This is a genomic window from Caulobacter sp. (assembly GCF_039596335.1).
Taxonomy (GTDB): domain Bacteria; phylum Pseudomonadota; class Alphaproteobacteria; order Caulobacterales; family Caulobacteraceae; genus Caulobacter.
Genome location: NZ_JBCNJZ010000006.1, coordinates 290,854 through 304,178, shown reverse-complemented (window position 1 = coordinate 304,178; position 13,325 = coordinate 290,854). Strand labels below are relative to the sequence as shown.

Sequence of the window (13,325 nt, the reverse complement as noted above, 5' to 3'; positions counted from 1 at the left end):
GCCCCCAGATAGCTGCCAGACGCCGACGGAGGGTCGGCGCCCCTCTCCAAGGGACGAGCTACTGATGACTACCCTGTTTGACTCGCTGACCGTCGGCGACCTGACCCTGCCCAACCGCGTGATCCTGGCGCCGCTGACCCGCCTGCGCGCCGGTCCGACCCAGATCCCCAACGCCCTGATGGCCGAGTACTACGCCCAGCGCGCCTCGTCGGGCCTGCTGATCACCGAGGGCGTGCCGGTCTCACCGAGCGGCGTCGGCTATGCCGGCGTGCCCGGCATCTGGTCCAAGGAGCAGACCGAAGGCTGGAAGCAGGTCACCAAGGCTGTGCACGCCAAGGGCGGCCGCATCTTCATGCAGATCTGGCACGTCGGCCGGATTTCCGATCCCGAACACCTGAACGGCGACCTGCCGATCGCCCCCAGCGCCATCGCCGCCAGCGGCCACGTCAGCCTGCTACGTCCCGAACGCCCCTACCCGACCCCGCGCGCCCTCGAGACCGCCGAGATCGCCGACGTGGTTGAGGCCTTCCGCCAAGGCGCGCAAAACGCCAAGGACGCCGGCTTCGACGGCGTGCAGATCCACGGCGCGAATGGCTACCTGCTCGACCAGTTCCTGCAGGACGGCTCCAACACCCGCACCGACCAGTATGGCGGCTCGATCGAGAACCGCGCCCGCCTGCTGCTGGAGGTCACCGACGCCGTCGTCTCCGTCTGGGGCGCGGGTCGCGTCGGCGTGCACCTGGCGCCGCGCGCCGACAGCCACGGGATCAGCGACAGCAACCTGGAGGCCACCTTCGGCTACGTCGCCAAGGCCCTAGGCGAGCGCAAGATCGCGTTTGTCTCGGCCCGCGAGTACGAGGGCGCCGACAGCCTGGGCCCGGCGCTGAAGAAGGCCTTCGGCGGCGTCTATATCGCCAATGAGAAGTTCGATCTCGACAGCGCCAACGCCGCCCTCGCTGCCGGCTGGACCGACGCCATCGCTTTCGGCAAGGCCTATATCGCCAACCCCGACCTGGTGGAGCGCCTGCAAAAGCGCGCGCCGCTCAACGCGCCCGACTTCAGCACGTTCTACGGCTTCGAGAACGGCCCCAAGGGCTACACCGACTACCCGACCCTGGCCCAGGTGTCGGAACCCGCCTAACGCAGGCGTGACCGGGGCGTCGGGTCGAGGCGCAACACCTGGGCTGGACGCTCCTGGGCGTCGACATAGTCGGCATCGGCCGCCAGCCGCGCCTGGGCCTCGTCCCAAACGGCCAGGTCGTCGACCCGCGTGAACCAGACGAGCACCTTCTCGTGTTGCCGCACCGGCAAGCGCGGGAAGGTGTTTTCGCTTGTTTCAGGGACATAGGCGCCCAGCACGGACAGGCCGAGCCCCTGCGCGATCTGCTCGGCGAACCGCTGGCCGAAACCTTCGGCCGGATCCTTCCAGAGATAGAGGATGGTGGCCACGACCACGCCCGCGGGCAGTTCGCCGTTCGGCGCAGGCGTGTCGGGCTCGGCGAAAGCCAGTTCAGGCGTCAGGGGCTTCAGCAGCAGGACGTTGTCGTTGTCCAGCAGCAGCGGATTGGCCTCGTCGCGATGCGCCTGCCAGACCGGCCCGAAATAGAAGGCGCTCAGGGCCTGCTCGCGCGCCGCCATGTCGGGAAAGCTTCGCAGCCAGGTGAAGCGGTGGGCGTCGTCGCGATCGCGGAACTGGCCGACCAGACGCATGCCCAGCTCTTCCTGGCTCTCGACGAACCACCGCTCGAAGACGGCGATCATGTCGTCGCGGCGACCCGGGACGATCTTGTACTGGCGAAGTTCGAGAACGGTGTTCATGGCGCGGCTTAGAACAGCGCCTGATCCCTATGCTGTCAGCAGACCCTCGGCGATGTAGGCCTGGGCCACGGCTTCGGCGACCTTGATGCCGTCCACGGCGGCCGAGAGGATGCCGCCGGCATAGCCCGCGCCCTCGCCGGCCGGGAACAGGCCGGCGGTGTTGAGGCTCTGGAAGTCCTTGCCGCGCGTGATGCGGATCGGCGAGGACGTCCGGGTCTCGACCCCGGTCAGCAGCACGTCGGGATGGTCGTAGCCGGCGATCTGGCGACCGAACACCGGCAGAGCCTCGCGCATGGCCTCGATCACGAAGTCCGGCAGGCAGGCCGACAGGTCCGTCAGGGTGACGCCCGGCTTGTAGGACGGCGCCACCTCGCCCAGCTGCGTCGAGGGCTGGCCGGCCATGAAGTCGCCGACCTTCTGGCCCGGGGCCTGATAGGTCGAACCGCCCGCCAGATAGGCCAGGCTCTCCCACTTGCGCTGGAACTCGATGCCGGCCAGCGGATGGCCGGGATAGTCGCGCTCGGGGTCGATGCCGACCACGAAGCCGGAATTAGCGTTCCGCTCGTTGCGCGAATACTGGCTCATGCCGTTGGTCACGACCCGGCCCGGCTCGGACGTCGCCGCCACCACCGTGCCGCCCGGGCACATACAGAAGCTGTAGACCGTGCGGCCGTTCTTGCAGTGGTGCGACAGGCTGTAGTCGGCCGCGCCCAGGTCGGGATGGCCGGCGCAGTCGCCGAAGCGCGCCTTGTCCATCCAGGACTGCGGATGCTCGATGCGCACGCCGATCGAGAACGGCTTGGCCTCGATATGGACGCCGCGATCATACAGCGTCTGGAAGGTGTCGCGTGCGCTGTGCCCCAGGGCCATGACCACATGCGCGGCCGGCAGATAGTCCTGGCCGGCGATATGCAACCCCTTCAGCCGGCGCGAACCGTCCTCGCCGACCGCGATGTCGAAGTCCTCGACCCTGTGCTGCCAGCGATACTCGCCGCCCAGGCTCTCGATCAGCGCCCGCATCTGCTCGACCATGTGCACCAGGCGGAAGGTGCCGATGTGCGGATGGGCCTCGGTCAGGATCTCTTCCGGTGCTCCGGCCGCGACAAACTCCTCCAGCACCTTGCGGCCCAGGAAGCGCGGATCCTTGATCTGGCTGTAGAGCTTGCCGTCCGAGAAGGTCCCCGCCCCGCCCTCGCCGAACTGGACGTTTGACTCAGGGTTCAGCTCGCTCTTGCGCCACAACCCCCAGGTATCCTTGGTGCGCTCGCGAACGACCTTGCCGCGATCGACGATGATCGGCTTCAGGCCCATCTGGGCCAAGATCAGGCCGGCGAACAGACCGCAGGGGCCGGCGCCGATGACGACCGGACGCGGGCCATCGAAGCCTTCCGGGGCCTTGGCTACGAACCTGTAGTCGGTGTCTGGGCGGATGCGGACGTGGTTGTCGCCGTTGAAGCGCTCCAGCACGGCGGCCTCGTCGCGCAATTCGACGTCTACCGAATAGACCATCAGGATCGCGCTCTTGCGGCGCGCGTCGTGGGCCCGGCGCGCCACGACGTGGCTCAGCAGGTCTTCGGGCTTGATCCCGAGACGCTCGACAATGGCGGGCGCCATGGCCTCCGGCGCGTGGCCGAGCGGCAGCTTCAGTTCCGAAATACGCAGCATGGCGCGGTGTTTAGCGGGAAGTGCTGGATTGCGCTATCGGTGCGACGAAACCTCGCCCTTCGACAAGCTCAGGGTGAGGTTTCTAATTCAGCGCTCGCAATAGTCCTCACCCTGAGCCTGTCGAAGGGCGAGGACGGCTCCTCAGCCTTTCGGGTAGCCCCCGACCTCCTGCTCGTCGTCGATCACCTTGCCCGTGCCGGCCTTGACCTGCTGCACGATACGGCGGTCGACGGCGTCGCGATCCCAGGGGCGCGCGCCGGCATTGGCCAGCACATGACCCTGCACCTGGCTGGAGGGCTTCAGCTTCAGCCCTTGCGGCCAGAACGGCGGCTTGGTCAGCAGCTTGATCTTCGGGAATGGCGTCGTGTTCAGGATCCGCACCGGCGGCATCTGCGTCCCGTCCGCATAGTGGGCCGGATTGTCGAAGGCGTAGAGCTCCAGGTCCCCCTGCCCCTCGACGATCAGGAAGGGCAGGTCCGGCCGCGTCGAGGCCCCGCCCTTCACGACATTGCCGGCGATGGCCAATTGACCCACGCGCCATTCGTGGCCGACCCATTCGGAGGCGTTCAACGCGTAGTGCATGCAGCGCGTGCCCGGATCGTAGATCAGGTTGTTCACCGTCACCGCCTCGACGCCGCCCTTGAACAGCTGGTTGCGCTCCAGATTGTGGGCATAGAGGTTGCCGACGATCAGCACCTCATAGGCGTTGTCGTGGATCAGGCTGCCCTTGGAATGCTCGCCCTTCACGTGACTGGCATGGGACAGGCCCTCGGCGACGATGTTGTTGCTGAAGGTGATGCGGTGCGAGGTCCCGTCGCGCCACTTCGCCTGGTCCTCGCCACCCTCGAAGCGCGGACCCGAGGCCGACAGGTTCTCGTCGGTGGCCCAGCTGACCGAGCAGTGGTCCACCACGACATCGTGGGCCTTCCAGCAGGTGATGCCGTCGACTTCCCAGCCGCTCTTGCTGGGCTCGCCGTCGCGGCCGGCCCGCACGCGGATGTGGCGCACGAAGATGTCGTGGCTCTGGATCTCCAGGCTGCCGCGAATGAGGGTGATCCCCGGCGACGGCGCGGTTTCACCGGCGATGGTCAGGAAGGGCTCGACCACCCGGATGCTCTTGCGCGCCAGGTCGATGATCCCGCCGACGTCGAAGACCACGGTGCGCGGCCCCTTGGCGGTCAGGGCCTCGCGCAGGGAGCCCGGACCACCGCCCGCCAGCGTCGTGACCCGGATCACCTTGCCACCGTCGCCGCCGGGCGTCTTGCCGGCCCATCCCAGTCGTTCGAACACCGGCTTGCGAGGCACGGCCAAGGCTAGGCCCGGCGTGGCGGCCAGAGCCGCAACCATCAACGTGTCGCGTCGGTTAAGCATTGTCTCTCTCCTCCCGGCGGGGCGATTATGGCTCGCCTCCGCCCCATTGTGGTTTCTAGCCGTTGGCCAGCCACGCCACCGCATTGGCCAGCCAGCGCTGCTGCAGCGGTTTGACCATGTCCGGCAGGCGGTGGACCAGCACGCGGGCCTTGTCCTTGCGCACCGTGAAGCTGGCCGCGCCGTTCTTGCGATCGTGGTCGCGGCTGTAGGCGGCGATTACCTCGATCCCCTGCCCCTCAATGACCAGACCGTTCGACGGCTGCCCCTCGACCTGGTGCAGCACGCTCATGGCCATGTCGGCCGGCAAGCCGGCGAAGGTGGCGTGGTTGCGGACATAGTTCCAGTTGCCCATCCATGGCGCGCGCAGGCCGCCGACCTGGCCGGAATAGTCAAACAGGCCCAGGCCCGACAGCTGCTTGGCGACACCGTCGGCCAGGCCGTCTTCCTGCACCATGGCCAGCAGCGGCGTGCCGGCCTTGGCGGCGGCCAGCACCTCCGGCGGCAGCTCGCCCAGGACCAGGACCGGCTTGCCGTCCTTGGTGGGCTGGGCTTCCAGGCCGGTCTGCTCGCCCACCTGGCGGCGGATGATCTCGTCGGTCTTCAGGCCAGAGGCGACGATACCGGCGTAGCGGCCGTTTGGCTTGAAGTCCTCGACCACCACATTGGGCAGGGCCGTGAGTTGCTCGCGCAGGCTCTTGGCCACGCCCGAGACGCCGATCCGCACCGGCTTGGCGGGCTTGGCCGCCGCAGCCGTCACCCAGATCTCACGGTCGGAGACGACATCCCCGAAGGCGATTCGCAGGGTGTTGAGGCCAGGCCGCGTCAGGGCCGGCGTGCGCAGGCTTTCGGCGACCAGATAGCTGAACTGATCCGGCGCGGTCTGGGCCGGGGCCGGCCAGCGCTTCAGCTCCTGGACCTCGCCACCCGCGCCCACCAGGCTCAGCACGATCTCGCCCGCGGCCGGCTTGCCGGTGTCGTTGAAGAACCAGATATCCAGTTCGGCGGTCTCGCCCACCGCATAGGCCAGGGCCCGCGGCTTGGTGATCGCCATCACCGGGCGCAGCGCCTGGCTCATCAGGGCCGGATCGGCCTTGAAGCCGCGCAGCACGTCGACGATGCCCGAATGGTTCTCGATCGAGGTGCTTTCCCAGCCAGAGATCGCCGCCACGTCGACCGTCTCACCGAGCCGGATGTTCTCCAGGTAGTTTCGCCAGCTCTCATAGACCTTGCGGCCGACGGACAGATACAGCGCCTCGCTGGTCGGGAAGGCCGACTTGAAGCCCCAGCGCTCGATATAGCTGTTGGTGGCGGCCAGGATGTCCTTGTGATCCTGCAGGTCGTAGCTCTTGCCGCCCTTGGCCAGGATCTCGACGACCATGGCCTCGTGGTTGTCAGCGGTGGCGCAGCCTTGCATCTCGCCGAACTCGACGATGAAGGGCTTGCCCTTCTGCATGTGGATGTAGTCGTTCTGGTTCTTGTAGAACTTGTCGTACCACTGGTCGCCGGCGCCCTGGTGCTCGACCCACCAGCCGCCCCACTCCTCGACGTCCGAGCGGAAGTAGTGGTCGTTGTACGGCAGATACATGGCCTGGGCCGCGCCGCGCTTGACGAAGCCGTCGTTGAGAATGACCGCCCGGCTGGGATCCAGGTCGTGCATGGCCTTCAGCACATATTGCACGTCGGGATTGGCCAGGTTGGCGCCGATCTCGTTCTGCAGGGTGTAGTGCACCAGCGACGGCCGCGAGCGGAAGGCGCGGACCATGGACCGGCACTTCTCGACCATGAAGTTCACACTGAATTGGTCGGCCTCGGACAGCTTCTCGCCGGCCTTCAGATCGCGGCCCACGGCGTGACGACCACCGCCCGGCTCCATGACCCGCAGCAGGCCCATCTCGTCCTGGACGTCGAAGACCTCGGGCTTGCCGACATTGCGGTGGCAATGCAGCGTGTTGAGACCCAGCTTGTGGGCGGCCTCCACTTCGCGCTTGGCCAGCTCCTTGGTCGGCCACAGGCCGTTGAAGCCCCAATAGCCCCACGAGATCGCCGAATAGAGGCGTACGCGGCGGCCGTTCAAACGCGGCATGGCGTCGGTCCCGACGCCGTCGATGCCGAACCAGCGGAAGCCGAAGCGGACCTCCCGCGTATCGACCGCGCCCTTGGCGTGGGTCCACGAGAAGCGCAGGCGATGCAGGACCGGCGTATCCAGGTCCCAGATCCTGGCTTGCGGCGCGGCGACGGCGATCCGCACGCGCAGGCGGCGCTCGTTGATCGCCTCGACGGCCTCGACGCTGGCTGTGGCGGCCACTGGCGCGCCGTCGTCATCGACCAGCTGGACGGCGGCCCGGCTCTTCCATTTCTCCAGGCCCGACTTCGGGAGCGGCTTGTCGAGGACAACCTCCATGAAGGCGGTGATCTGGCGCGGATTGGGCGTGTTCAGCACCCAGGCGTCGTCGATGCGCGCCGCCAGCGGGTGGACGCTCAGCGTCATGCCGCGATCGAGGCCACCAAAGCCGTGCGAGGCGAACAGCTTCAGCTTGCCCCACATCATGGTGGTGGAGTCGCGCCAGTCGAAGCGGCCGCCCGGATTGGTGATGCGGATGGCCAGGCGGTTGGCCTCGCCGGGCTTGATCGCCGCCGTCAGGTCGCAGACGATCGGCAGTTCCGACATGATCGAATAGCCGACCAGCTTCTCGTTCAGGAACACCTCGGCCCGCTTGCGCGCGCCCCGGATGTTCAGCATCACGCGCTGCCCCTTGGCCGAGGCCGGGATGTCGATGCTGCGCGTCCACCACGACACGCCCTTGTAGGCGCCGTAACGCGGAACGTCGTCGTCCTCGGCGTAGCGGTACTCGTCCGCGCCATAGGGCCGGGTGCCGAACTGGCCCCAGAAGTGCTCCTCGACCGTGGTCGGCAGGGTGACGGCGATCGCCGAGGCCGAGGCCGGCGCGGCCCAGCCGCCGGTCGGCGGGTTGATCGGCAGGCTGGCCAGATCGAATGTCCCCGGCAGGTGGATGACATCGTCCTTCCAGGCGGCGTCGCGGTCGATCCACAGACGCCAGCCGTCGTCAGGAATGGCCAGCGAGGCCTCGGCGGCCAGGCTGGCGGCGGGGACCAGCGACGAGGCCGCGGCCACGCCCAGGCTGGAGGTCAGGAAGCTGCGGCGGTCGATACGCATGGGACGCTCTCGCTCTTACGGGTTCCAGCCATCCGGGCCCGCCAGGAAGGTCTTGCGGTCCCAGGCCCTGGCCTGCTCGTCGGTCAGTTGGTGGGAGCGCGGCTCGCGGGTCGATGGGCTGGCGCCCGGACCGGTCGAGGCGTGCTCGGCGAAGGTGGCGGTGTTCAGGGTCTCGGTCTTGCCGGGCGTCCATTCGCGCCAGCCGGCCGGATCCAACCTGGCCTCGATGCGCGAGCGCATGAACACGACGGTGGCCAGCGGCCGCCAGGCGCGTCCGAACCAGATCGACTTTGCCCCGGCGTCGGCGGTGATCAGGCTGCGATCGAAGACATAGGCGCTGTCCTGGTCAGGCCGGTTCTTGCTCTGAGCGGTGATCATCACGCTCTCATGGGCGATGCCGTGGATGTGGCAGCGGTCGAAGAAGGCCTTGGCGTCGCCGAAGATGAAGTCGACGTGGCCCTCGATGTAGCAGTCCTTGAAGTACTGACGGCTGGCCTTGTCCTTCTTGGTGGCGGCATACAGCGTGTCCTGCGCGCCCAGCAGCCGCACCTTCTCCAGCACGGCGCGGTCGGCGGTGATGGCCAGGGCCACGGCCTGGGAAGGGCGCGAGTCCTTCAGGTGATAGTCGTTCTGGATGGTCAGGTTCTTGGCCCGGAAGCCGTCTCCCGAGACGTTCATCGTGAACGACTTGAAGGTGCCGCCGGCGGTCAGCGCGCCGTCGCTCCAGACGATGACGGTGTCCTGGGGCGTCTTGCCCTTGCCGACCAGGCGCACGTTCGGCTTGGCGACCGTGACCTTCTCCCGATACTCGCCGGGAGCCAGCTCGATCGTGCCGCCATCGTCCGGCAGCGCCTCGACGGCGGCGGTCAGGGTCTTGTAGGCGGCTTTGGGGCCAACGCGCAGGGTTTGCGCGGTCGCGACATCGGCGAACGTCAAGGCCAGCAGCAAGGCCAGAAGAATCCTCGGCATCGTTTCCCCCACATCGCGGCCGTGAACAGCCGTCTTGCCGGCCGCTCAAGCTACCGGTGTCATGCGAGATAAGCATGGCCGGGGAGTCTGCAAAAGCGAAAAGTTACCGGTACCTTTTTGGAGCCTCCCTTGTGTCGCGACGCCGAACGGGTGTCATTGCGCCCATGACCCTCGCGGATATCCACGTTCTGGTGCGCATCAATGATGGTGAGGCCGCCCTGCCCCGCCAGGACATCGCCGAGATCCTGCCCCTGGCCCGCCTGGACCGACCGCCGACCGCCCCGCGCGCCCTGGCCGGTTTCCTGAACCTGGGCGGTGTCCCGCTGCCGGTGCTGCGTCTGGGCGTGCTGCTGGGCGGCGCGGTCCCTGAGACCGACGACCTCTACAGCCACATCGTGCGCCTGAAGCCGTCGGAGGACCGTCCGTCCGTCGGCCTGCTGGTCGAGCGCGTACTGGACGCCGCTGTCACGCCGAGCGCGGCCGAGCCCGCCTCGCCCGACGAGAGCCTGAACGGCGTGATCGCCGCCACCCTGACGATCAATGGCCGTTTCGTGCCGGGCCTGGATGCGCAGCGACTGCTGCTGGCCGAGGAGACCGCGCGCCTCGCGGAAATGACCACGGCCATGGCCGAACGCCTCGCCGAGTGGTCGGCCGCTTGAGCCTGAGGCGACCGCCGCCGAGGCCCTTGCCGGACGCGGAGTTTCCTCGCCTGAAGCAGGCGATCATCGCCCGCACTGGCCACTTCTACTACCAGGACAAGGACGACCTGCTGTGGGACCGCGTCGCCAAGCGGCTGGCGGCCACCCGCGCGTCCGGCAGCGGCGACTATCTGCGACGCCTGGCCGACGCCTGCGACGGCGAGGCCGAGTGGGCGGCGCTGGAAGCCGAGATCACCATCGGCGAGACCTTCTTCTTCCGCTACGCCGAGCAGTTCACGGCCCTGCGCGACACCATCCTGCCGGACCTGATGGCGCGCCGGGCCGAGACTCGCCGCCTGCGGATCTGGAGCGCCGGCTGCGCCACTGGGGCCGAGCCCTATTCAATCGCCATCCTGCTGGCCGACATGCTGGGCGAGAGGCTGCCGGACTGGCGGATCTCGATCCTGGGCACCGACATCAACGAGACCTTCCTGGACGCCGCCCGCCAGGCGCGGTTCGGCCGCTGGGCGCTGCGGGCGGTGTCCAATCCCGACCGTGACCGCTGGTTCGTCGAGAGCGGGCGCAGCACGTGGACCCTGAAGTCTGTCTATCGCGGCCTGGTCCGCTTCGAGCGCGGCAATCTGCTCGATCTGCTGGGTCCGGCCCCGCCGCTGGAGCTGACCGACTTCGACCTGATCCTGTGCCGCAACGTCCTGATCTACTTCCACGCCGACGCGGTGACCCAGATCGTCCAGGCCCTGGGCCAGCGGATGGCCGAGGGCGGCTGGATGCTGCTGGGCCATGCCGAGCCGAACCCGGGCTTCAGCGCCTTCCTGTCGACCGTCTCGCTGTCGGGCGCGGTCGTCTATCGACCGCCGGGCGAGGAAGGTCCGGCCAGCGCCGCGCCGATGCCGCAGCCCTGGTCGCCCCGCCTACCGCCCGAAGCGCCGCGATCAACGCCCGTCGCCGCGAAGCCGCCGCCCCGCCCCCGCCCGCAGGAGAAGCCGGCCGAACCGGTTTCCGCCGCGCCCCTGGAAGCGCTGATGGAGCAGATCCGCAGCCGCGCCGACGCGGGCGACTATGCCGGCGCCGAGACCAAGCGCGCCGAGGCCTTGGCGATCGCGCCCGACAACGCCGTGCTGCACTTCTTCGGCGGCCTGATCGGCCAGGCTCAAGGCCATCCGGCCAAGGCCGAGGCCAGCTTCCAGAAGGCTCTGTATCTGGAGCCCGACTTCATCATGGCCCGCTATCATTTGGGCTTGGCCCGCCTGGCGCGTGGGCATTCCGCGGCCGGACGGAAGGCCATCGCGGTTGCGGCCAGCATGGCGGGAACCTTGACCGCAGATGCGCGTTTGCAGGAAGGCGCAGGACTCACCGCGGGTGAACTGCGCGAGTTGGCGCGACTCCATTTTTAGGGAAATGAGGGGCGCGACAGGGGCATTGGGGGCGTTAGAATGGCCAGGACAGCGCGGACAAACGCGCGCCGCAAGACAGCGGCGCCGACCGATGTCGCATTGCGTGACGAGAGGGCGCACAAGAACGTGCTTGACGAGCGCGCCCGCCGCCTCGCCGCGCGCCTCGCCGTCCGGGAAGTCCGGATCGATCAGGACCAGCATCTGATCTGCGAGATCGGCGAAGCCCTCTACGCGCTGCCTCTCTATCAAGTTCTGCGCACCACGCCGTTGACGCGCCTGGGCGCGACGCCCCCGTCCACCGACATGAGCCTGGTCGGCCTGGCCGCCGAGAACGGCCGCGCCCTGCAGGTCTTCGATCTGGCCGCTCGCCTGAACCTGGCCCCGCCGTCGCGCGCGGCCGAGGGCTATCTCGTCATCTTGCGTCGCGGCCAGACCGCCCTGCGTCTCGACAAACGCCCGCAAGTCGCCCTGGGCGCGCTGGCCGAGGACGGCGACCACCTGCGCCTGGCCGACGGCCCGCTGAACGACCGCATGGCGACCCCGCTGTCGCTCGAAACCCTGTTCCCGCTCTCGCCCCGCCCTGTCTCGGAGCCCCAATCGTGACGATCGCCAACCGCATCATCATCGGCTTCGCCGCCGTCATCCTTCTGACGATCGGCATCGGCTTCTACGGCCTGAACCAGATCTCCATGGTCAAGTCGACCACCGAGACCATCGTCACCCGCGACATGGCCGTGCTGCGCGACATCGCCGCCATCCGCAACAACGCCAACGAGATGCGGGCCGCCAGCGACGCGGTGATCACCAGCTATCTGACGCGCTCAGCCGGCGGCGCGGGCCAGTCGGACGAGGATCCGATCACCCGCTGGCGTCAAAAGGGCGTCGACATGGACGCGGCGCTGTCGAAGGCGATCGTCTCGGCCCGAGACTTCAAGGCCACCGCCCAGACCACCGAACGCGCCGAGGCGTGGAGCAAGATCCAGGCGAGCCTGGAACAGACCGCCGCCTCGTCCCGCCAGGGCCGCGCCGACACCGAGGCGCTGTTCTCGGCCATCCGCTCGAATGACCAGGGCGCTATCGCCGCCGCCCAGACTGCCCTCGTCCAGCGCCGGGGCGAGTTCGGTCGCGGCATGCAGACCGCCGAGGCTGTGCTGGACGACGCCATCCTGGTCGGCCAGCGCCGCACCACTGACGTCTACAACACCAGCCGCGTTTCGATCATGGTCGCCCTGGCCATCGTCTGCGTGCTCGCGATCGGGGTCACCTGGGCTATCCGCCGCTCGATCGTCGGCCCGCTGGACACCTTCATGGCCTTCGTCGGCCGCGTCGGCGACGGCGACCTAACCCAGCGCGCCGCCGACCTCAGCCAGGACGAGATCGGCAAGCTGGGCGCCAACCTCAACGCCATGGTCGACGGCCTGAAGGAAATGGCCCGCCAGAGCCGCGAGGCGACCGAGAACCTCAACGCCGCCACCGCCGAGATCCGCGCCTCCACGCAAGAGCAGGCCGCCAGCGTCGAGGAGCAACTGGCCGCCGTCCAGGAGACCGCCGCCACCGTCGACGAGATCACCCATTCGGGCGTCCAGATCGGCAAGCGCGCCCAGGAGGTCATCGCCTCGGCCCAGGCCACCGCCCAGACCTCGAACGAGGGCCTGCGCGCCGTCGACGAGACGACAAAGGCCATGGACTCGATCCGCGAGCAGGCCGAGGCCGTCGCCGAGAACATCGTCGCCCTGTCGGAGAAGACCCAGGCGATCGGCGACATCATCATGACCGTCAACGACATCTCCGAGCGCTCGCACCTGCTGGCCCTGAACGCGGCCATCGAGGCCGCCGCTGCCGGCGAGAACGGCCGCAGCTTCTCGGTCGTCGCCGCCGAGATGAAGATGCTGGCCGACCAGGCCAAGGACGCCACAGGCCAGGTCCGCTCGATCCTCGGCGACATCCAGCGCGGCATCAACGCGTCGGTCATGCTGACCGAAGAGGCCGTCAAGCGCGTCGCCGCCGGCAAGGAGCGCACCGACACCACCCAGCGCACGATCACCGAGATCACCGCCCGGGTGCAGGAGAGTGTCCAGACCTTCCAGCAGATCGTCGCCTCGACCAACCAGCAGCAGTTGGGCATCGAGCAGGTGATGGGGGCGCTGCAGAACATCCGCGACGCCAGCCAGCAGACCGCTGCCGGCACCCGCCAGCTGGACGAAGCCGCCGCCAACCTGAACGGCCTGTCGCGCCAGCTCTTGAGCCTGGCCGAGCGCTATCGCACCTAAGAGG

Annotated in this window: 10 protein-coding genes; 5 read left to right on the top strand and 5 right to left on the bottom strand. The window is 68.3% G+C overall.

Translation table 11 applies throughout. The annotated features are described in order from the left end of the window. The first annotated feature begins 64 nt into the window (after positions 1-64). A complete protein-coding gene (locus ABDW31_RS14715; protein ID WP_184719766.1) occupies positions 65-1,141 on the top strand; it encodes an alkene reductase in 1,077 nt (358 codons plus the stop codon). On the opposite strand, the gene ABDW31_RS14710 is transcribed toward ABDW31_RS14715, so the two are convergent. The 5 genes from ABDW31_RS14710 to ABDW31_RS14690 all read right to left on the bottom strand — a co-directional run bounded on the left by ABDW31_RS14710 (position 1,138) and on the right by ABDW31_RS14690 (position 8,998). Beyond that, positions 1,138-1,818 carry an NIPSNAP family protein gene (locus ABDW31_RS14710; protein ID WP_184719768.1) on the bottom strand — a complete coding sequence of 227 codons (681 nt, stop codon included), beginning with the start codon at positions 1,816-1,818 and terminating at the stop codon, positions 1,138-1,140. The genes ABDW31_RS14715 and ABDW31_RS14710 overlap by 4 nt on opposite strands. 27 nt (positions 1,819-1,845) lie before the next feature. Further along, positions 1,846-3,483 carry an NAD(P)/FAD-dependent oxidoreductase gene (locus ABDW31_RS14705; RefSeq protein WP_184719770.1) on the bottom strand — a complete coding sequence of 546 codons (1,638 nt, stop codon included), beginning with the start codon at positions 3,481-3,483 and terminating at the stop codon, positions 1,846-1,848. A gap of 141 nt (positions 3,484-3,624) precedes the next feature. Beyond that, positions 3,625-4,854, bottom strand: a complete 1,230-nt coding sequence (locus tag ABDW31_RS14700) for a pectate lyase (RefSeq protein ID WP_184719772.1) — start codon at positions 4,852-4,854, stop codon at positions 3,625-3,627. A gap of 55 nt (positions 4,855-4,909) precedes the next feature. Beyond that, on the bottom strand, positions 4,910-8,029 hold the full coding sequence (locus ABDW31_RS14695) for a sugar-binding domain-containing protein (protein ID WP_184719774.1): 3,120 nt from the start codon (positions 8,027-8,029) through the stop codon (positions 4,910-4,912). A 15-nt stretch (positions 8,030-8,044) separates the two neighbouring features. Next, positions 8,045-8,998: a pectinesterase family protein gene (locus ABDW31_RS14690; protein ID WP_184719776.1), complete on the bottom strand. Its 954-nt coding sequence runs from the start codon at positions 8,996-8,998 to the stop codon at positions 8,045-8,047. A gap of 164 nt (positions 8,999-9,162) precedes the next feature. Here ABDW31_RS14690 and ABDW31_RS14685 point away from each other — a divergent pair, with 164 nt between their 5' ends. The 4 genes from ABDW31_RS14685 (at position 9,163) to ABDW31_RS14670 (ending at position 13,321) form a co-directional block, all read left to right on the top strand. Continuing rightward, a complete protein-coding gene (locus ABDW31_RS14685) occupies positions 9,163-9,657 on the top strand; it encodes a chemotaxis protein CheW (protein ID WP_184719778.1) in 495 nt (164 codons plus the stop codon). Positions 9,658-9,683: 26 nt separating this feature from the next. After that, on the top strand, positions 9,684-11,051 hold the full coding sequence (locus ABDW31_RS14680; protein ID WP_343699076.1) for a CheR family methyltransferase: 1,368 nt from the start codon (positions 9,684-9,686) through the stop codon (positions 11,049-11,051). A 126-nt stretch (positions 11,052-11,177) separates the two neighbouring features. After that, a complete protein-coding gene (locus ABDW31_RS14675) occupies positions 11,178-11,654 on the top strand; it encodes a chemotaxis protein CheW (protein ID WP_184719780.1) in 477 nt (158 codons plus the stop codon). After that, on the top strand, positions 11,651-13,321 hold the full coding sequence (locus ABDW31_RS14670; protein ID WP_184719782.1) for a methyl-accepting chemotaxis protein: 1,671 nt from the start codon (positions 11,651-11,653) through the stop codon (positions 13,319-13,321). The genes ABDW31_RS14675 and ABDW31_RS14670 overlap by 4 nt, the downstream gene beginning before the upstream one ends. Positions 13,322-13,325 lie beyond the last annotated feature (4 nt).

Bases quoted from the DNA above. Each gene is read 5' to 3' on its own strand.
- ABDW31_RS14690 (WP_184719776.1), bottom strand. From the start codon at position 8,998: ATGCCGAGGATTCTTCTGGCCTTGCTGCTGGCCTTGACGTTCGCCGAT.
- ABDW31_RS14695 (WP_184719774.1), bottom strand. From the start codon at position 8,029: ATGCGTATCGACCGCCGCAGCTTCCTGACCTCCAGCCTGGGCGTGGCC.
- ABDW31_RS14685 (WP_184719778.1), top strand. From the start codon at position 9,163: ATGACCCTCGCGGATATCCACGTTCTGGTGCGCATCAATGATGGTGAG.
- ABDW31_RS14700 (WP_184719772.1), bottom strand. From the start codon at position 4,854: ATGCTTAACCGACGCGACACGTTGATGGTTGCGGCTCTGGCCGCCACG.
- ABDW31_RS14705 (WP_184719770.1), bottom strand. From the start codon at position 3,483: ATGCTGCGTATTTCGGAACTGAAGCTGCCGCTCGGCCACGCGCCGGAG.
- ABDW31_RS14710 (WP_184719768.1), bottom strand. From the start codon at position 1,818: ATGAACACCGTTCTCGAACTTCGCCAGTACAAGATCGTCCCGGGTCGC.
- ABDW31_RS14715 (WP_184719766.1), top strand. From the start codon at position 65: ATGACTACCCTGTTTGACTCGCTGACCGTCGGCGACCTGACCCTGCCC.